This is a genomic window from Methylobacterium symbioticum (genome assembly GCF_902141845.1).
Taxonomy (GTDB): domain Bacteria; phylum Pseudomonadota; class Alphaproteobacteria; order Rhizobiales; family Beijerinckiaceae; genus Methylobacterium; species Methylobacterium symbioticum.
The window spans coordinates 76,353-95,313 of sequence record NZ_CABFPH010000011.1; the positions used below are offsets into that span (position 1 = coordinate 76,353).

The 18,961-nt window shown below is 71.6% G+C and carries 20 protein-coding genes; 12 read left to right on the forward strand and 8 right to left on the reverse strand.

Translation table 11 applies throughout. From position 1 onward, the window contains the following. Positions 1-2: 2 nt before the first annotated feature. From MET9862_RS06260 to MET9862_RS06270, 4 genes are all read left to right on the forward strand, one after another. On the forward strand, positions 3-329 hold the full coding sequence (locus MET9862_RS06260) for a hypothetical protein (RefSeq protein WP_142582251.1): 327 nt from the start codon (positions 3-5) through the stop codon (positions 327-329). Next, complete coding sequence (locus tag MET9862_RS29205; RefSeq protein ID WP_185156765.1) at positions 326-463, forward strand: hypothetical protein; 138 nt, start codon at positions 326-328, stop codon at positions 461-463. The genes MET9862_RS06260 and MET9862_RS29205 overlap by 4 nt, the downstream gene beginning before the upstream one ends. Before the next feature lie 65 nt (positions 464-528). Next, positions 529-1,275 carry an outer membrane protein gene (locus MET9862_RS06265; RefSeq protein ID WP_142582252.1) on the forward strand — a complete coding sequence of 249 codons (747 nt, stop codon included), beginning with the start codon at positions 529-531 and terminating at the stop codon, positions 1,273-1,275. 447 nt (positions 1,276-1,722) lie between these two features. Next, positions 1,723-2,103: a phospholipase A2 family protein gene (locus tag MET9862_RS06270; RefSeq protein ID WP_244612594.1), complete on the forward strand. Its 381-nt coding sequence runs from the start codon at positions 1,723-1,725 to the stop codon at positions 2,101-2,103. Between the two features lie 78 nt (positions 2,104-2,181). Here the strand turns inward: MET9862_RS06270 and grpE are convergent, their stop codons facing one another. The 5 genes from grpE to MET9862_RS06295 form a co-directional block, all read right to left on the reverse strand. Further along, entirely contained in the window at positions 2,182-2,808 is a 627-nt protein-coding gene (gene grpE, locus MET9862_RS06275) for a nucleotide exchange factor GrpE (RefSeq protein WP_244612595.1), read from the reverse strand. 159 nt (positions 2,809-2,967) lie between these two features. Then, positions 2,968-3,720 (reverse strand): SHOCT domain-containing protein, encoded by a 753-nt coding sequence (locus MET9862_RS06280; RefSeq protein WP_142582253.1) that lies wholly within the window; start codon positions 3,718-3,720, stop codon positions 2,968-2,970. 82 nt (positions 3,721-3,802) lie between these two features. Further along, a complete protein-coding gene (locus MET9862_RS06285) occupies positions 3,803-4,270 on the reverse strand; it encodes a secondary thiamine-phosphate synthase enzyme YjbQ (protein ID WP_142582254.1) in 468 nt (155 codons plus the stop codon). After that, the gene (locus MET9862_RS06290; protein ID WP_142582255.1) at positions 4,267-5,985 is read right to left on the reverse strand and encodes a cisplatin damage response ATP-dependent DNA ligase; all 1,719 of its coding nucleotides are present in this window, start codon (positions 5,983-5,985) and stop codon (positions 4,267-4,269) included. The genes MET9862_RS06285 and MET9862_RS06290 overlap by 4 nt, the downstream gene beginning before the upstream one ends. Beyond that, on the reverse strand, positions 5,982-7,028 hold the full coding sequence (locus MET9862_RS06295) for a ligase-associated DNA damage response exonuclease (RefSeq protein WP_142582256.1): 1,047 nt from the start codon (positions 7,026-7,028) through the stop codon (positions 5,982-5,984). Before MET9862_RS06295 ends, MET9862_RS06290 begins: the two co-directional genes overlap by 4 nt. 63 nt (positions 7,029-7,091) lie before the next feature. Between MET9862_RS06295 and MET9862_RS06300 the strand changes: the two genes are divergently transcribed. Both MET9862_RS06300 and MET9862_RS06305 read left to right on the forward strand, forming a co-directional pair. Continuing rightward, the gene (locus tag MET9862_RS06300; protein WP_142582257.1) at positions 7,092-8,048 is read left to right on the forward strand and encodes a class I SAM-dependent DNA methyltransferase; all 957 of its coding nucleotides are present in this window, start codon (positions 7,092-7,094) and stop codon (positions 8,046-8,048) included. A gap of 75 nt (positions 8,049-8,123) precedes the next feature. Beyond that, positions 8,124-8,891, forward strand: a complete 768-nt coding sequence (locus tag MET9862_RS06305) for a YoaK family protein (RefSeq protein WP_142582258.1) — start codon at positions 8,124-8,126, stop codon at positions 8,889-8,891. A 5-nt stretch (positions 8,892-8,896) separates the two neighbouring features. Here MET9862_RS06305 and arfB read toward each other — a convergent pair whose 3' ends face one another. Further along, on the reverse strand, positions 8,897-9,328 hold the full coding sequence (arfB, locus tag MET9862_RS06310; RefSeq protein ID WP_142582259.1) for an alternative ribosome rescue aminoacyl-tRNA hydrolase ArfB: 432 nt from the start codon (positions 9,326-9,328) through the stop codon (positions 8,897-8,899). 27 nt (positions 9,329-9,355) lie between these two features. Next, positions 9,356-9,631: a BolA family protein gene (locus MET9862_RS06315; RefSeq protein WP_142582260.1), complete on the reverse strand. Its 276-nt coding sequence runs from the start codon at positions 9,629-9,631 to the stop codon at positions 9,356-9,358. A gap of 130 nt (positions 9,632-9,761) precedes the next feature. Between MET9862_RS06315 and MET9862_RS06320 the strand changes: the two genes are divergently transcribed. The 3 genes from MET9862_RS06320 to cobT all read left to right on the forward strand — a co-directional run bounded on the left by MET9862_RS06320 (position 9,762) and on the right by cobT (position 13,621). After that, a complete protein-coding gene (locus MET9862_RS06320) occupies positions 9,762-10,385 on the forward strand; it encodes a J domain-containing protein (protein ID WP_142582261.1) in 624 nt (207 codons plus the stop codon). Positions 10,386-10,640: 255 nt separating this feature from the next. Next, positions 10,641-11,624: a cobaltochelatase subunit CobS gene (gene cobS, locus MET9862_RS06325; RefSeq protein ID WP_142582262.1), complete on the forward strand. Its 984-nt coding sequence runs from the start codon at positions 10,641-10,643 to the stop codon at positions 11,622-11,624. Between the two features lie 89 nt (positions 11,625-11,713). Next, positions 11,714-13,621 (forward strand): cobaltochelatase subunit CobT, encoded by a 1,908-nt coding sequence (cobT, locus tag MET9862_RS06330; RefSeq protein WP_142582263.1) that lies wholly within the window; start codon positions 11,714-11,716, stop codon positions 13,619-13,621. Positions 13,622-13,838: 217 nt separating this feature from the next. Here cobT and rpmB read toward each other — a convergent pair whose 3' ends face one another. Further along, positions 13,839-14,138 (reverse strand): 50S ribosomal protein L28, encoded by a 300-nt coding sequence (gene rpmB, locus MET9862_RS06335; RefSeq protein ID WP_142582264.1) that lies wholly within the window; start codon positions 14,136-14,138, stop codon positions 13,839-13,841. A 320-nt stretch (positions 14,139-14,458) separates the two neighbouring features. Here rpmB and MET9862_RS06340 point away from each other — a divergent pair, with 320 nt between their 5' ends. From MET9862_RS06340 to MET9862_RS06350, 3 genes are all read left to right on the forward strand, one after another. Then, a complete protein-coding gene (locus MET9862_RS06340; protein ID WP_142582265.1) occupies positions 14,459-15,415 on the forward strand; it encodes a DUF3108 domain-containing protein in 957 nt (318 codons plus the stop codon). A 2-nt stretch (positions 15,416-15,417) separates the two neighbouring features. Then, entirely contained in the window at positions 15,418-15,741 is a 324-nt protein-coding gene (locus MET9862_RS06345; protein WP_142582266.1) for a hypothetical protein, read from the forward strand. Between the two features lie 94 nt (positions 15,742-15,835). Further along, a partial coding sequence (locus MET9862_RS06350; RefSeq protein WP_142582267.1) for a helicase-related protein occupies positions 15,836-18,961 on the forward strand: 3,126 nt, incomplete at its 3' end.

The window sequence follows — 18,961 nt, forward strand, 5'->3', positions numbered from 1 at the left end:
CGATGGCAGACCGGAGACAGCTTCACCCTGCACCGGCCCTGCCGCCTCTCCGCTCGACCCGCATCGCGGCCGCCCACGGCGTTGCCGCGACGCTCGCTCCCGACACCGCGCGCCTGACCCGGCTTGCCGTCAGTCTCGTCGCGCTTGCTCTGCCCGCTCTCGGACTCGCCTGCGCGGATATGGTCCCCCGCGCCGGCGCGCCGGGAGCGCAGCAGGCCGCCGCCCCGCTCACCCCCTCGCGCGGGGCGGCGGCAGCCGCCGGCCTCCTCCGGTCCTCCATCCCGGTCCGGGAGGCCTCCCTGAGCCTTGGCAGCGAGGCTCGCCCATGATGGCGGTCCAGCTCGATGCCATGGCCGACCGCCCGAACCAGAGCGAAGGCTGCGGCGGTGCCCGCGTCCTCGACCTCGCGATCTGCCTGATCCTGGCCGTCACGGTCGTCGGCCTGCTGCTCCTGGCCCTCTGACGCGCGTCCAGAGGCCCGCGCCCGCATCCCGCGGCGCCCGCGCCCATCCCAACCGGAACATCCCCATGTCGAGATCCATCCCGGCCGCCCTCGGCGGCCTCGTGACGGGCTTTGCCCTGACGCTCGCCGGCGCCCAGGCCGCCGACCTTCCGCGCCGGGCGGCGGCGCCGCCGCCCCTGCCGAGCCTCCCGGTCTTCACTTGGACCGGCTTCTATGCGGGTGTGAATGCCGGCTACGGCTTCCGCGGCGGCGGGAGCGGCTTCACCGATCCGACCTATGGTGCGGTGACGGGCGGCGGCAGCGGGGGCGGCTTCGCCGGCGGTGGCCAGGTCGGCTACAATTACCAGTTCACGCCGGGATCCGGCTGGGTGGTCGGCGTCGAGGCCGACATCCAGGGCACCACCTTCGCCAAGGCGGACGCCGCCTATCTCGGCAGCACGCCCTATTACAGCGTGCGCCCGAGCCTCGACTATTTCGGCACGGTGCGTGGCCGGGTCGGCTACGCCTTCGACCGCGTTCTGGTCTACGGCACCGGCGGCTTCGCCTACGGCGACGGCAGCCGCGGCAGCACCGCCGCCGCCTATCCCTACACGCTGCCGGACAGTTTCCGCACCGGCTACGCGGTCGGCGGCGGCGTCGAATACGCCTTCACGGAGAAGCTCTCGGCCAAGGTCGAGGCCCTCTACGTCAATCTGCGCCGCAGCTTCTCCGGCGCCACCTACTACGACGCGAGCACGGCGGCCTATTACGGCGGTGGGCGCGATCCCGGCGATTTCGGCCTCGTCCGGGCCGGTCTGAACTACCGCTTCTAGAGCGCTCTCCGCCGAAGTGGGCGCCGGTTCGGCGTAAGAGAGCGCGTCAAAACAAGGACTTGGAGCCGTTCTCGATTGCAGTGCGGTCGGGAGCGGCTCTAGGGCGCTCTCCGCCGGAGCGGATACCGGTTCGGCGAAAGCGAGCGCGTTCGAACGAAGAGTCGGAGCCGGTCCCGCCGGGCCTGATCCGCCCGACGGGGCCGGTCAGGCCGCATCGGCGCATGTGCGCGGCGGCACCGACACGGCCTTTCCTATTCGATCGGTATTCCCTGGGACGCGTCTGGTCTTCGCCGTGCCGAAGACAGATCTCGTCCTGTGCCGGAGGGGTCATGGCGCGGTAGCCGAGGCTTTTGGCTGCGATACATGCCAGGCAGAGCGGTTGCCACGACGGTCGCCCGACCCATCTTGGCCGGCAAGAGGGGACTGCAACCGAGTAGGACCAGAACCTTGACCGAGACCTTGCTCTCCCGCCTTCCGGCGCTCGCGGTCGGCTGCGCCATCGCCGCCGCAGCGATCCTGCCCCTGCGGGCACAGGAGCTGCCGCGCATCGACCCGCAGCGGGGCGCCTTCCTGATCCACGGCAATTTCTGCGGGCCGGGCAACCGTGGGCCGGGCCATCCGCCGGTCGATGCCCTCGACCTCGCCTGCGCCCATCACGACGCCTGCACGCCGCCCCTCGCCTCGGGCCGGCTGCCGACTTGCACCTGTCACGACCGCCTGCACGCCGAGGCGGGTCTCGTGGCGCGCGATCCCGCCACGCCTGCCTCGGTGCGCCAGACGGCACAGTTCATCGCGGACGGCGCGCTCGCGCTGCCCTGCGATCCCTGATCCGGGTTTCGAACGGGATCATGCCGTTCGCGGGTCCGGGGCGGAGTCCTCGGACTTCCGCTCCCGGAGGCGTGCGGCTCAGGCCGCGTCGGCGGGGTTGGGGCCGGCCTTCGGGCCGCCCTTGGCGACGCCGACGAGGGCCGGGCGCAGCACCCGGTCGCCGATCACGTAGCCGGACTGCATCACCTGCACCACGGTGCCGGCGGGCACGTCCGGGTTGGGCACCTCGAACATGGCCTGGTGCCGGTTCGGATCGAAGCGCTGCCCCTCCGGCTCCACCGCCTTCACGCCGTGGCGCTCGAGCGTCTTGCCGAGGTCACGCTCGGTGAGCTCGATGCCCTCGATCAGGCCCTTGAGGGCGCCCTCCGCGCCCGCGCGGGCCTCGGCCGGCACGCTGTCCAGGGCCCGGCGCACGTTGTCGGCGACGGTGAGCATGTCGCGGGCGAAGTTCGTGACCGCGTAGGTGCGGGCATCGGCCACCTCGCGCTCGGTGCGGCGGCGCAGGTTCTCCATCTCGGCCAGGGTGCGCAGCGTCCGGTCCTTCAGCGCGTCACGCTCGGCGGTCATGGCCGCGAGCGCGTCGGGCTGCGCCTCGGTGGCTGCGGACCCGTTCTGAGCGGTCGCCTCGGTCTGGGCCTGGGCAGCGCCGGCCTCCGCAGCCTCGCTCCGGCGCGGGTCGTCCTGCTGCATGTCGTTGCTCGTCATGATGTTTCGTTGAAAATGATGGGCGGAAGGTCGCGGCTGATATCAGGCGACCGACCGGCGAAATCAACCCGTGACCAACCCGTTGCGGCCCCGCTCGTCCGGAGCGGGGCTCGCAGGGCGGGCGCGCCATCCCGAGGGTCAGGGCGCAGCGGGCCGGGCTCAGAGCCGGGCGAGCAGCTCCGCCTTCTTCCGGGTGAATTCCTCGTCGGTCAGCACGCCGCGGGCGTGCAGCTCGGCGAGGCGCTCGATGGTGGCGATGATGTCGCCGCCATGGGCGGAGGAGGGCGTGGAGAAGGCGGAGGCGGCACCTAGCGGATCCGCGAAGGCCGGCACCGTCTCGGGCTCGGGATGGCGCATCATCGCCTCCGCCTCCGCGCCGACCCGGCGCAGCCGGTCGAGATGGACCGTGCCCTGCGGCCCGGTGAAGCCCAGAGCCCCGTTCGACTGTGAGACGCCGGAGATCTGGTACTCGCCCGTATCGTAGACGGCGACGCCGTGGCCGGATTCAATGGCGAGGCGCCGGCTCTGCGGGAAATAGGCGTAGCGCAGGCCGTCCTGCGCGCCCGCGCTCGCGGGATGGCCGAGATCGGCCGGCCACCACTCGCCGCCCCCGCGCCGGCTCTCGGGCGCGCCGCCGGCCGACCAGCCGCCGGGTGGAAGTGCCGCGGCGAGCTCGGTGCAGAGGCCCGCCACCCGTGCCTTCAGGGCGTTGTTGAACATGTCGCCGACCATGATCATGCCGCCAGCCGACCATTGGCCCATGCCGCCGAGATCGGGATGGTCGAACTGGGCCATGTTGCCCTGGCCGCGCTCCAGCGCCCGCATCACGTGGCGGACGGCCTCGAGGCTGACGCCGTAGCGGTCGGCCACGGCCTGGAGGCCGGAGGGGTGATCGGGTCCCTGGTCGATCATGGCTCGGCTCCCGTGCGCAGTCGGCTCCACCGCCGTTCCTGCCCTGGATGGAGCGGGCCTGGCAAGCGCCGGGCCGGGTCGCTCAGGCGCCGATCGCGCTGAGGGCGACCTCCCGCCGGTGCGGCCGGTCGCGGTGCTCGATCAGGTAGATCCCCTGCCAGGTGCCGAGGGCGAGGCGCCCGCCCGCCACCGGGACCGCGAGCCCCGAATCGGTGATCATCGTGCGGATATGGGCGGGCATGTCGTCAGGTCCCTCCGCGCCGTGGACGTAGCCGGCGCCGCGCGGCGCGAGCCCGTCCAGCGCACTCATGAGGTCGGTCTGCACGTCCGGGTCGGCGTTCTCCTGGATGGTCAGCGAGGCGGAGGTGTGCCGGCAGAACACGACGGCGAGCCCGTCGCGGATCCCGCTCTGGCGCACGAACTCGGCGACCGCCGCCGTGATGTCGGTGAAGCCTGGGCCCTCGGTCGCCACCGTGAGCCGCGCGCTCGCCTGCCGCCGGACCTCCCCCGCCGAGAAGCCTTCGAGCGCCCCGATCCTGGCCCGTCTCATGCGGATTCCTCCACGGTCCGGCCCGGCGCGATCTCGCGCTCGCCCCGCGCGAGGATGCGCTCCAAGACATCGATGCGGTCGGCCTCGGCGGGCGGCTTGTCCCAGCGGATGCGGCTCACGCGGGGAAAGCGCATGGCGACCCCCGATTTGTGACGCGTCGAGCGCTGCACGCCCTCGAAGGCGATCTCGAGGACGAGGCCCTTGTCGCGGCCGAATTCGACCTCGCGTACGGGGCCGAAGCGCTTGGTGGTGTTGTTGCGGACATAGCGATCGAGCTTGGCGAGCTCTGCATCAGTAAAGCCATGGTAACACTTGCCAACTGGCACTAATTCTTCGCCATCAAGTCCCGCGCGCCAGACCCCGAACGTATAGTCCGAGTAGAAGGACGAGCGCTTTCCATGGCCGCGCTGGGCGTACATCATCACGGCGTCGACGATGTGGGGCTCGCGCTTCCACTTCCACCAGGGGCCCTTCGGGCGTCCCGGCAGGTAGGCGCTGCTCGCCCGCTTCAGCATCACGCCCTCGATGGCGTCCGCGTCCGCGCCGGCCCCCACCGAGGCCGGGTCCGCGCGGGCGGCGGCAAGATCCTCCCAGCTGCCGAAGGGGACGAGGGGCGAGACGTCGATCCGGGCATGGTCGAGGCCGCCGACGAAGGCTTCGAGGCGGGCGCGGCGCGCGGCGAAGGGCTCGGCCCGCAGGTCCTCGCCTTCGGCCGCCAGGAGGTCATAGGCGCGCACATGGGCCGGGAAGTCCTGGAGCAGCTTGGGCGTCACCGCCTTGCGGTTGAGCCGCTGCTGCAGGACGTTGAAGCTCTGCACGCGTCCCTCGCGCAGGATCAGGAGCTCGCCGTCGAGGGCGCCGTCGAAGGTGATCGCCTCCGCGAGGTCGGGGAAGGCACCCGTGATGTCCTCGCCGGTCCGGGAATAGACGCGCGCGACCCGGCGGCCCTCGCGGTCGCGGCCACCGACGAGCTGGACGCGGATCCCGTCCCATTTCCACTCGGCCGAGAAGGCCTCGGGCTCCAGCCGGTCGAGATCAGCCTCCTCCTCGATCGGGTGGGAGAGCATCGGCGGCCGGAACGGGGCCGGGTTCAGGGTCTCGGGGCGCTCTGCCTGGCCCTCGACCCAGGCGAACAATCCGGCGAAAGGCGCCTCCAGCCCGTGCCAGACCTCCTCGACCGCGTCGGCCTCGTGGCCGCCGAGCGCGCCGACCGCGGTCTTGGCGAGCCGGGCCGAGACGCCGACCCGGAGGTTGCCGGTGACGAGCTTGAGCAGCGCCCAGCGCCCGGTCTCGTCGAGGGCATCGAGCCAGCGGGCGAGGTGATGGGGCAGATCCTTCTTCGGGGTCGACGCCAGCGTCTCCACCACCTCGGCGAGGGTGGGGACGTGGGGCGGCGGGTTGTTGTGGCCGATGCCGGCCTCCGCGGCCGGCGCGGGCTCGGACGGTGCCGGCCAGATCAGGGCCGTCGTCTCGGCGAGGTCGCCGACGTAATTGTGCGAGAGCCGGAACAGGACGGGGTCGATCCGCTCCTCGACCAGCGCCCGGATCAGGGCGGGCTTGGCCTCGCGGAAGCTCAAGCTGTCCGTCATGGCGCCGAGCGCATAGCCGCGCTCCGGGTCGGGGGTGCGGGCGAAGTAGTCCTGCAGCAGGCGCAGCTTCGCGTTGCGGCGCGGCTCGTAGGCGAGGCGATCGAGGAGATGGGCGAAGTCGTTCACGCCGCTTCCTCCTCGGACCGCGCTCCCGCCTCGGCCTCGCCGTCGTCGCCGTAGCCGAGGAGGTGCAGGGGCTTCGCGCGGATGCCTTGCGTCCCGCACCAATGCACCAGCGCGTCCTCCTGCCCATGCGTGACCCAGACCTCGCTGGCCCCGGTCTCGCGAATGGTGCGGCAGAGGTCCGGCCAGTCGGAATGGTCCGAGATCACCAGCGGCAGCTCGACGCCCTTCTGGCGGGCCCGAGCCCGCACCCGCATCCAGCCCGAGGCGAAGCAGGTGACGGGATCGGGGAACTTGCGCGACCACAGGTCCTGGATGGCGGATGGTGGGCAGAGCACGATGGCGCCGGCCAGGGCCTTGCGCTCGGCTGCTGCCACCTTCGGCGTGTCGCCGAGCGGCACGCCCTCCCGCTTGTACAGCTCGGTCAGCTTCTCCATGGCGCCGTGCAGGTGGATCGGCCGGTCCCAACCCTCCTCGCGCAGGAGCGCCATCACCCGCTGTGCCTTGCCGAGGGCGTAGGCGCCGACGATGTGGGCGCGCTCGGGGAAGAGCCGCACCGATTCGAGGAGCCGGCGCACCTCGCCCCGGGTGTCGGGGTGGCGGAAGACCGGCAGGCCGAAGGTCGCCTCGGTGATGAACACGTCGCAGGGCACCACTTCGAAGGGCAGGCAGGTCGGGTCCGGCGCGCGCTTGTAGTCGCCTGACACGACGACGCGCACGCCCTCCGCCTCGATCGCGATCTGGGCCGAGCCCAGGACGTGGCCGGCGGGCGCGAAGCGCACGGTGACGCCGCCGATGCGGATCGCCTCGCCGAGTGCGGCTTCCTGGCGGGTCCCGCAGAACTCAGCGCCGTAGCGCACCGCCATGATGCGGAGGGTCTCGGGCGTCGCCAGCACGCGGTCATGGCCGGCCCGGGCATGGTCGGCATGGCCGTGGGTGATCAGCGCGCGGGGCACCGGCCAAGTCGGATCGACGTGGAAGTCCCCGAGTGGGCAATAGAGGCCCTCGCGGGTCAGGGTGAGGAGGTCGCTGGCGCGAAGCGGCATGGGCCTTCGGATTTCCGGGAGCCGGTATATAGGGCGCCCGATCGGGTCCGTTCAGCACAGGCCATGTCCCAGCATTCCTCCGGCGATCTCCTCGCCGACCGCCGCTACGTCTATGCCGAGGCCTGCCTGGCGGAAGGGGACGCCGCTGGCGCCGCCGAGATGGCCGAGCAGGTCATCGAGCGCGCGCCCGGCTACGCTCCAGCCTGGCTGCTCCTCGGACGCGCCCGGGAATGCCTGCACGCCGTGACAGGCGCGGAGGAGACGCTGCGCGGGGCGCTCGCCGCCTTCGAGACCGCCCGCAGGCTCGATCCGGAGGACCGCATCGGCGCCGGGCTGCACGGCGCCCGGCTCGCGCCTGGCTTCGGAGGCACTCTCGGAGGCGGGAAGGCCGCGCTGTCCCAAGCCTATGTGCGCGCCCTGTTCGACGGCTATGCCGGCCGCTTCGAGCGGCACCTCGTCGACGGCCTCGGCTATTGCGGGCCCCAGCTTCTGCGCGGCGCCCTGGACGCTCTGCCGGAGGTGCCGGGTCGCTTCGCCGATGCCCTCGATCTCGGCTGCGGCACCGGGCTGATGGGGCTCGCCCTGCGCGACAGGGTCGGGCAACTCGCCGGCGTCGATCTCTCTCCCGCCATGTTGCGCCTCGCCCGCGCCAAGGGATGCTACGACCGGCTGGCAGAGGGCGACCTTGCCACCTTTCTGGAGGCGGAGCCGGAGGCCTCGGCCGATCTCTGCCTCGCGGCGGACGTGTTCATCTACCTTGCCGACCTCGCGCCCGCGCTTGCCGGGATCGCGCGGGTGCTCCGACCCGGCGGATGGGCCGCCTTCAGTGTCCAGTCCCACGACGGTGCGGGCGTCCGGCTCGGGGAGGACGGACGCTACGCCCATGCAGACGGGCATGTCGCGGAGGGGGCGGAGGAGGCCGGCCTGAGCGTGCGGCTGTGCACGCCTGCGGCGATCCGGCGCGAGCGTGGCCGGGATGTTCCGGGCCGCATTTTCGTATTGCGCAAAATCGAGTTGTGAACGCTCCGGCATGAAACTTCGCCGCTGGTCGCCGCTTAATACGCGACCTTCGGAGACAGGCGGGAGACCGATCGGATGGCGGGAACGGGTACGGAGGCGCCGGCGGACAAGTCATTCCCGGCGAGCGCATCGACGCGGATTCCCTTCGCGGTGGCGCTGGCGGCTCTGGCGGGCTGCGCCGACTCCATCGGCTTCCTCGAATTCTCGCAGCTCTTCATGTCCTTCATGTCGGGCAACACCACGCGCTTCGGCGTGGCGGTGGCAAGCCAGGACTGGGAGAACGTGGCCCGCGTCGCGAGCACGATCATCGTGTTCTGCTTGGGCGCCTTCCTCGGCACGCTGCTCGCCGCCCTGTTCGGCCGCTGGCGGCTCGCCGCGCTCCTGATCATCGAGGCGGCTCTGCTCGGCCTCGGCCTGCTGATGCCCTGGGGCACCTTCGCCTACCCGCTCCACGCCTACCCGATCGTGCTGGCGCTCGGGCTCCAGAACGCGATCCTTCAGGACGAGGGCGGCCGCAGCATCGCGCTCACCTACGTCACCGGCGCCGTGGTCCGCTTCGGCACCGGCCTCGCCAACCTCATGCTCGGCACCGTAGCCTCGTCGTTCTGGATCCAGGCGCCGCTCTGGGCGGGTCTCAGCTCGGGGGCAGTGCTCGGCGGCATCCTGCAGATCAAGTACGGCGAGACGGCCTTCCTGTTCCCGGCGGCGCTCGCCGCGCTGCTCGCCCTCGTCGCCGTGGTGCTCACCCTGGCCAAGCCCGGCAGTCCCCTCGTCTCGGGCATCTCCCCCGCTCCCGACGCCGCGCCCCACGCGAAGCCGGTGGCCAAGGCGGTCTCCGCCTGAGGCGGTCAGTCGTCCACGGGACCGCCGCGCATGCGCTTGACCGCGCCGCGGCGGTTCTTCGATTCGAGGCGCCGCTTCTTCGATGCCAGGGTGGGGCGGGTCGCCCGGCGCGGCGTCGGCGGCACGGCCGCCTCCGCGACGAGGGCGGCGAGGCGCTCGCGGGCATCCTCGCGGTTGCGCTCCTGAGTGCGGAAGCGCTGCGCGGTGATCACGATGACGCCGTCGGTCGTCAGCCGGTGCCCGGCGAGCCGCATCAGGCGCACGGCGACCGCGTCGGGCAGGTTGGGCGAGCGGCGCGCGTCGAAGCGCAGCTGCACCGCCGTCGCGACCTTGTTGACGTTCTGGCCGCCAGGTCCGGAGGCGCGCACGAAGCTCTCTTCCAACTCCGCCTCGTCGAGGGCGATGTGGGGGGTGCAGACGAGGGCCACGATCGCCATATCTCCGTCAGGCCGAGGCCGGTGGCGTCAGGCCGCCTCTGTCGGCGTCCGCGCCCGCAAAGCGAGCGCGTGCAGCCCGCGCTTGAACGCCTCGTCCAGCATCCCGTTCACCAGCCGGTGCCGCTCCACCCGGCTCTTGCCCTCGAACGCCGCCGAGACGACGTCCAGGCGGAAATGGGTCTCGCCTCCCTCGCGCCAGCCGGAATGGCCGGCATGGAGGTGGGATTCGTCCACGACGTCGAGCCGCGTCGGCGCGAGTCGCGCCTGAAGCGTCTCGTGAATCCAGTCCCGCAGCGTCGCCATACCCGCATCCTCGAATGTCCTGCCGGCTGGGATGCCCGGCCAGATGGGGCCGTCAAGCCCGTTCCTCCGCATGCGGCATCAGGCCCGTCGGCCTTGTGTCTCCGGTCCGCCCCCTCATAATCGCCCCGTCATGGATCTCAACTCGCGCCTGTTCGACAGCATCCGGATCAAGCCCGCCTCCGAGGAAACGAAGGAGACCGGTCCCGTCTGCGAGAGCCCGGGCTGCTCCCATCCGGGCCTCTACCGCGCGCCCAAGGGGCGCAAGGCCGAGGGGCAGTACTGGCGCTTCTGCATGGACCACGTGCGCGCCTACAATGCGGCCTACAACTACTTCGACGGCATGAACGATGCCGCCGTGCAGGCCTACCAGAAGGACGCGATCATCGGGCACCGCCCGACCTGGGCGATGGGCGTGAACAAGGCCGGCGATACGCGCCCGAGCAACGAGCCTCCGCGCGACTGGGCCTATGTCGACCCGCTCGGCATCCTGCGCGGCGCGGGCGTGGGGGGCGGCAGCCGCCGCGCGCCCGGCCGCGAGGAGCCCGAGCGGCCGCGCCGCTCGGGGGCGGTGCGCAAGGCCCTCGACGTGATGGGTCTCGACGAGAACGCGGATGCCGCCGCGATCAAGGCGCAGTACAAGGTGCTGGTGAAGCGCTTCCACCCGGATGCCAATGGTGGCGACCGCTCCTTCGAGGACCGGCTGCGCGACATCATCCGCGCCCACGACGTGTTGCGGGCCGCCGGCCTGTGCTGAGCCCCGTGCAGGGCGCGGCACGATCAATGCACCGGCAGCACGCCGTCCGCTGCGCGGATTCGCATGGATGGGCGGCAAACTGCGGATGCGCGCCTATATGGAGGGCGTCCCCCCAGGTCGATCTCCGACTTGGCGCGCCGTCCCGACGACGTTTAAGGAAGGCCGGCATCCCGCGGTCCCGCCGCGGGCATCAGGCCCGAGCTATCCGCGAGGCTCACACCGCCCAGGCGCGAGTCCGCCCCCACGAGGTCCCGTATGCTCTCTGACGACAAGCCCGCCACGCTGCCCGATCGCCACGTCTCGGTCCGCGAGGTCTTCGGCATCGACCTCGACCTCAAGGTGCCGGCCTTCTCCGAGGCGGACGAACACGTCCCCGATCTCGATCCGGACTACATCTTCGACCGCGAGACCACGCTCGCCATCCTCGCCGGCTTCGCCAAGAACCGCCGCGTGATGGTCACGGGCTATCACGGCACCGGCAAGTCCACCCATATCGAGCAGGTCGCCGCCCGGCTGAATTGGCCCTGCGTGCGGGTGAACCTGGACAGCCACGTCTCGCGCATCGATCTCGTCGGCAAGGACGCGATCGTGCTGAAGGACGGCAAGCAGGTCACCGCCTTCCAGGACGGCATCCTGCCCTGGGCGCTGCAGAACAACGTCGCCCTCGTCTTCGACGAGTACGATGCCGGCCGCCCGGACGTGATGTTCGTGATCCAGCGCGTGCTGGAGGTGTCGGGCCGGCTGACGCTGCTCGACCAGAAGCGGGTCATCCGTCCGCATCCCGGCTTCCGCCTCTTCGCCACGGCGAACACGGTGGGCCTCGGCGACACCTCGGGCCTCTATCACGGCACCCAGCAGATCAACCAGGGCCAGATGGACCGCTGGTCGATCGTCACCACGCTGAACTACCTGCCGCACGACCGCGAGGTCGACATCGTGCTGTCCAAGGCCACCCATTACAAGGGCGAGCAGGGCCGCGACATCGTCAACCGGATGGTCCGCGTGGCCGACCTCACCCGCAACGCCTTCATGAACGGTGACCTCTCGACCGTGATGAGCCCGCGCACGGTGATCACCTGGGCCGAGAACGCCGACATCTTCCGCGACATCGGCTTCGCCTTCCGGGTGACCTTCCTGAACAAGTGCGACGAGCTCGAGCGGACGCTGGTCGCCGAGTTCTACCAGCGTGCCTTCGGCAAGGAGCTGCCCGAGAGCGCGGTGAACGTGGCGCTGAGCTGAGCGGCGCACGTCGCAACAAGGACTGAGAGCCGCGCCCGGAACGGCGTCCCGGGCCGTCTCTTCGACGTCGATTCCGACCGGTAGGCCGCATGTCCATCTCCAACCGCAAGCCCGGTGAGCGTCGCGAGCCCGTGGCCGAGCCCCTCAAGCGTTCGGTCGCGGGGTGCCTGCGCGCCATCGCGCGGCGCGCCGAGGTCGAGGTCACCTACGCCACCGACCGGCCGGCGCTGACCGGCGACAAGGCCCGCCTGCCGGAGCCGCCGCGCAAGCTCTCCGCCGCGGACGTGGCGGTGCTGCGCGGCAGCGCCGATTCGATGGCCCTGCGGCTCGGCTGCCACGACGCCGGCGTCCACCGCCGGCTCGCCCCGGAGAACGCGGCGGCCCGTGCCGTCTACGACGCCGTCGAGCAGGCCCGCGTCGAGGCGATCGGCTCGCGCCGCATGGCGGGCGTCGCCTCGAACATCGCGGCGATGCTGGAGGACCGCTACCACCGCGGCGGCAAGTACGAGGCGATCACTGACCGCGCCGACGCACCCGTGGAGGATGCCGTCGCCCTGATGGTGCGCGAGCGCCTGACCGGCCAGGCCCCGCCCCCGGCGGCGCAGCGCATCGTCGACCTCTGGCGCGACCACATCGAGGGCAAGGCGGGCGGCAACCTCGACGGGCTGCTGGGCACGATCGAGGACCAGCGCGCCTTCGCCCGCTCGGTACGCGACCTGCTCTCCTCCCTCGACATGGCCGACGAGACGCCCTTCGACCCGGAGGACGACGAGAACGACGACGAGGGCGAATCCCAGGACGACGAGCAGAGCCCGCAGGAGGGCGAGGCCGAGGAGCAGAGCCAGGGCGACCGCGCCGAGATCGAGACCTCGGAGGAGGGATCCGACGAGATCGAGGAGGGGGCCCAGGAATCCGCCGACGCGCCCTCGGGCGAGGTGCCCGACGAGGCCGAGGAGGCGGAGGCCGAGGAGGCCGGCGAATCCTGGCGTCCGCCGCAGCGGCCGGACAACGCGCCGCGCGGGCCGGATTACCGGGTGTTCAACGCCCGCTTCGACGAGGTCATCCACGCGGAGGACCTCTGCGACCCGGACGAGCTCACCCGACTGCGCAGCTACCTCGACAAGCAGCTCTCGCATCTGCAGGGCGTGGTCGGGCGGCTCGCCAACCGGCTGCAGCGGCGCCTGCTGGCCCAGCAGAACCGCGCCTGGGAGTTCGACCTCGAGGAGGGCCAGCTCGACCCGGCCCGCCTCGTGCGCGTGGTCATGGACCCGTTCCAGCCGCTCTCCTTCAAGCAGGAGAAGGACACGAACTTCCGCGACACCGTCGTCACGCTGCTCCTCGACAACTCGGGCTCGATGCGCGGGCGGCCGATCACGGTGGCGGCGACCTGCGCCGACATCCTGGCACGCACCCTCGAACGCTGCGGCGTGAAGGTCGAGATCCTCGGTTTCACCACCCGCGCCTGGAAGGGCGGCCAGAGCCGCGAGGCTTGGCTCGCCGCGGGCAAGCCGCCGAATCCGGGCCGCCTGAACGACCTGCGCCACATCGTCTACAAGGCGGCCGACGCTCCCTGGCGGCGCGCCCGCAAGAATCTCGGGCTGATGATGCGCGAGGGGCTGCTCAAGGAGAATATCGACGGCGAGGCGCTGGACTGGGCGCACAAGCGCCTGCTCGGCCGGCCCGAGCAGCGCAAGATCCTGATGGTGATCTCGGACGGTGCGCCGGTCGACGATTCGACCCTGTCGGTCAATGCCGGCAATTATCTGGAGCGGCACCTGCGCTGGATGATCGAGGAGATCGAGACGCGCTCGCCCGTGGAACTCCTCGCCATCGGCATCGGCCACGACGTGACGCGCTACTACCGCCGCGCCGTGACGATCATCGACGCGGAGGAGCTCGGCGGCGCGATGACCGAGAAGCTCGCCGAATTGTTCGAGGAGGATGTTGGCAGCGCTCCGGTGCGCCAGCCGCTGCGCGCGGCGGGCGGGCGGCGCTGACGATCGAATCGGGCGCGGCTTCCTGTCCCTCAACGGATCTCGGGCTTCCCTGAGATCCGCTCCCTCCCCCGCAGAGGGGGAGGGGGAGCCGCACGCCTGTCGTTCGCGCTCGCGCCCACACGAAAGCCGCCGGTGCGGGCGTCCGCACCGGCGGCTTTCGGTCAGTCCAATCGGTCAGTCCAAGAGGTTCGGCGCGCGAGACGCGGCCGTATCCGGATCAGGCGGCGGCCTGGGTCTCGGCGAGCTTCTTGTGGATCTCGCGCTTCAGGAGCTTGGCCGTCTGCGACAGGTCCGACTCACCGGCCTTGATCAGGAAGGCGTCGAGGCCGCCGCGGTGCTCGACCGAGCGCAGCGCGTGGGCGGTGATGCGCAGGCGGACACTCTTGTTCAGGGCATCCGACTGAAGGGTGACGTTGCAGAGGTTCGGCAGGAACCGGGTCTTGGTCTTCCGGTTCGAGTGGCTCACGAGGTGGCCGACCTGAACGGCCTTCCCGGTGAGTTCGCAGCGGCGCGCCATGGTCTCAAATATCCCGTATCGTTCCGTGGGCGGTCAGAACTCGGACCGTCATGGCCGTCGCGGCACGCGCCGCGGGCCTCGCCCAAGCGTGATTCCAGGTCCAGCGGAGTCCTGTAGAAGGCGCGAGCCTATAGGGGAGGGGGCCCGTCTCCGTCAAGGCGGAAGCCCGCGCGAAGCGGTGCGGAAGACGGGCGGCTGTGGCCTCACGGTCGCTAACAGGCGTCGAACGGTCTGTTAACCATGGCCTGGGGATAAATCGCTGTCGTCGCGGCGCACGCTCCCCGGTGTCCGCCGCGAGCGTCGAGAATCGAGTTCGGACCATGCGCGCCCAAACCCTCAGCGCCAGAGCCTTCCCGGCGCCGGCCCGCCGCGCCGGTGCGCTGTGCCTTGCCGGTCTTGCCGTCGCGGCTTTGGGCCTGCCTGCCGAGGCGCGGTCCCGGCGCCACCACGCCCGTCCCGGCGAGTCGGCGATCGCGGTCGATTACGGCATCAACCTCGCAGGTCTGCCGATCGGCACTGCGCGACTCGCCGGCGCCTTCGACGGGGCCCGCTACCGCATGGACGTGTCGGCGACGCTCACCGGCCTCGTCGGCGCCATCACCGGCGGCCAGGGCTCGGCCCAGTCCTCCGGCCTCCTCGGCGCAGGCCCCCAGCCGAACAGCTTCGCGATCGCCTCCCGCACCGCCAATGCCGGCATCGCCGTGCGCATGGCGCTGCGCCAGGGCAACGTGGTGCAGTCCGAGGTGACGCCGCCGCTGATCGACATGGAGGACCGCGTGCCGGTCACGGCCGCCAACAAGCGCGGCATCATGGATCCGGCAAGCGCGCTCCTGATGCCGGCTCAGGCCCGCGGCGAGATCACCGATCCCGAGAACTGCAACCGCACGCTGCCCGTCTTCGATGGCGCCACCCGCTTCAACGTGGTGCTGAGCTACGCGGAGACGCGCGCGGTGGAGAAACCCGGCTATTCCGGCCCCGTTCTCGTCTGCAACGCCCGCTACCAGGCGATCGCCGGCCACCGGCCGGACCGGCCGGGCGTGCGATTCATGGAGGAGAACCGCGACATGTCGGTCTGGCTCGCGCCGGTCGAGGGTACGCGGGTGCTGCTGCCGATCCGGATCTCGGTGCGCACCACGATCGGCACCAACATCATCGAGGCGACCCGCTGGACCCGCTCCGGTACCAGCACCGCCTCGGCCGCCCCGAACGCGGGCCCCCATGCCGCCCCCGAAACCACCGAGACGACCGGCTCGGTCGCGAGCCTCGACGCGCGCTGAGCATGCGCGTCGCACGCCTCGCAGGCCTGGCGCTTCTCGCCGCGGTGCCCGTCTCCGCCGGGCCGCTCAAGGCGGGCTCTGCCTGCGGTGGCAACGCCTATTCTTCGGCCCAGGTGGTCGAAGGGCGAGCGCCGCGCCACGGGCCGCTTGTGGCCGTTCCCGATACGCTCTGCGCCGATCTCGACGGCCCGCGCCCCTCCGTGCAGGTGGACATCTACGGCGTTCCGGGCCTCGGAACGGAATCCGGCAGTGGCGCCGACGGGGCGAGCGCCCCATATGAGGGTCGGTTCCGGCGCCGCGCGCGACCCGTCCCGCTCCCGGAGTGAGCAGTTCGGACGGAACCGTCCGCAGCGGCGCCGCGGCGCGTCTGCCCGCCCCTTCCGAGATCGGCGCCTGCCGAAGGGACCTAGCCCTCCCCTGATGTCCCGCCGCTCCCTTCCCCCGCAGGCCCGCGCACGCGGCGTCACGGCGGTGCTCGGCCCCACCAATACCGGCAAGACGCATCTCGCCATCGAGCGGATGCTGCAGCACCCGACCGGCATGATCGGGCTGCCGCTGCGGCTGCTGGCCCGCGAGGTCTACCTGCGCGTGCTCGCCAAGGTGGGTCCCGACGCGGTCGCCCTCGTCACCGGCGAGGAGAAGATCAAGCCCGACCGGCCGCGCTACTGGATCTGCACCATCGAGGCGATGCCGCGCGATCTCGACGTGGCCTTCGTCGCCATCGACGAGATCCAGCTCGGTGCCGACATGGATCGCGGCCACGTCTTCACCGACCGGCTGCTCTATCAGCGCGGCCGCGAGGAGACTCTGCTGATCGGCTCGGGCACCATGCAGCCGCTGGTGCAGGCGCTGATCCCGGGCGTCCACACCACCACGCGGCCGCGACTCTCGACCCTGAGCTTCGCCGGCGAGAAGAAGCTCTCGCGGCTGCCGCGCCGCTCGGCCATCGTCGCCTTCTCGGCCGAGGAGGTCTATGCCATCGCCGAGTTGATCCGGCGCCAGCGCGGCGGCGCGGCGGTGGTGCTCGGCGCCCTCTCGCCCCGCACCCGGAACGCGCAGGTCGAGCTCTATCAGTCGGGCGACGTGGATTACCTCGTCGCCACCGACGCGGTCGGGATGGGGCTCAATCTCGACGTCGATCACGTCGCCTTCGCGGCGAACTGGAAGTACGACGGCACGCGCTTCCGCAAGCTGACCCCGGCCGAGATGGGCCAGATCGCCGGCCGGGCCGGCCGCCACCTGTCGGACGGCACCTTCGGCTCCACGGGCCGCTGCCCGCCCTTCGAGCAGGAGCTGGTCGAGCGCCTGGAGAGCCACGATTTCGACCCGGTGCGCATCCTGCAATGGCGCAATCCCGATCTCGTCTTCGATTCGCTGCAGGCCTTGCAGGCGAGCCTCGACGAGCATCCGCACGAGGCGGGGCTCACCCGCGCGCCCATGGGCGAGGATCAGCAGGCGCTCGAGATCCTGATGAAGGAGGACGACATCCGCGACCTCGCCAGCCGGCCGGCCGCGGTGCGCCGTCTCTGGGATGTCTGCGGCGTGCCGGATTACCGCAAGGTGCACCCGCAGGTGCATGCCGATCTCGTCGCCCAGCTCTACCGCTTCCTGATGCGGGGGCTGGCCGGACGCATCCCCGACACATGGTTCGCCGAGCATGTGGCGATGATCGACCGCACCGACGGCGACATCGACACCCTGTCGCGGCGCATCGCGCAGGGGCGCACCTGGACATTCGTCGCGAATCGTCCTGACTGGCTGCGCGACCCCGAACATTGGCAGGGCGAGACGCGTCGGGTAGAGGACAGGCTGTCCGACGCCCTGCACGAACGCCTCGCGAGCCGCTTCGTGGACAGGCGCACCAGCGTCCTGATGCGGCGCCTGAGAGAGAACACGATGCTGGAAGCCCAGATCACCGCCGACGGTGACGTCACCGTCGAGGGTCAACACGTCGGTCACCTGCACGGCTTCCTGTTCGTGCCGGATGCCAATGCCGAGGGCCAGGAGGCCAAGACGCTCCGAAGCGCCGCCGAGAAGGCGCTCGGGCCGGAGATCGAGGCGCGGGCCGAGCGCTTCGCCTCGGCGGCCGACGCCTCCCTCGTCCTCTCGCACGAGGGCGTGATCCGCTGGACCGGCGCGCCGGTGGCCAAACTGGTGCCCGGCGACAAGCTGTTCGCCCCCCAGCTGCGGCTGCTGGCCGACGAGAATCTCGCCGGCCCCGCCCGCGAGAAGGTCGAGGCGCGCCTCGAAGCCTGGCTCAAGGCGCATATCGTGCGCCTCCTCGGGCCCGTCATGGAGATCGAGACTGCGGCCGACCTCACCGGCCTCGCCAAGGGCATCGGCTACCAGGTGGTCGAGGCACTCGGCGTGCTGGAGCGCTCGAAGGTCGCCCACGAGATGCGCAGCCTCGACCAGGACGGCCGCGGCGCGCTGCGCCGCCACGGCGTGCGCTTCGGCGCCTACCACATCTTCCTGCCCGCTTTGCTCAAGCCGGCCCCGCGCACGCTGGCGGCCCAGCTCTGGGCTCTGCGCAACGGCGGCCTCGACCAGCGCGGCCTCGACGAGATCGCGCATCTGGCGGGCTCGGGCCGCACCTCGATCAAGGTGGATCCCGAGATCGCCAAGGGCCTCTACCGTGCGGCCGGCTTCCGCGTCTGCGGCGAGCGGGCGGTGCGGGTCGACATCCTGGAGCGTCTCGCCGACCTGATCCGCCCGGCCGTGACCTATCGTCCCGGCACCACGCCCGGCACGCCGCCGCCCGGCGCGGCCGACGGGGAAGGCTTCGTCGCCACGGTAGGGATGACCTCGCTGGTCGGCTGCTCGGGCGAGGATTTCGCCTCGATCCTGAAGTCGCTCGGCTACGTCGCCGAGACCCGGCCGGGGCCGGCCATCACCGTGCCGCTGCTCGCCGCCGCCGCGACCGAGCCCGCCAAGGTCGTGGTCCCGGCGGATGCCGCCGCGGTCCCGGCGGAGGCGTCCGAAGAGGCGAGCGAGGCCGCACCGGCCGAGGCTTCCGCCGATACTTCGGTCGACACCCCTCCGGCCGAGGAGGACACTGTCGCCGCGTCCCTGCCTGCCGAGCCCGTGGAGGCCCCGGAGCCCCCTGCGCCCGAGCCGGAACCGGTCGCCGCGGCCGAGAGCGCGGTGCCCGACGAGACGGCCGCCGAGGCGCCTGTCGCGGATGAGGCCGCGGATGCGGCCCCCGCCGAAGCGGTCACTTCGGCCGACGAGGATTCGTCCCCTGAGGAGGCTCCTCTCGCCGAGGAGGCTGCCGCCGGTGAAGAGGTCGAGGCCGCGCCGGCCGAGCCCGTCACCGTCGAGGTCTGGCATCTGCAGCGCCATCAGCGCCCGGCCCATCAGCGCCCGCGTCCGCGCGGCGGTGCCGGACGTGGGCGTGACGGCGCCCAGGAGGGCCGTCCCCAGGAAGGCCGCCCCCATGGCGGCCGCCGGCCGGATCAGGGCCGCGGTCCGGGACAGGAGGGCCGTCCCGACGGGCGCCCGCCGCGCCGCGACCGCCCGGAGGGCGAGGGCCGCGAGCAGCGTCAC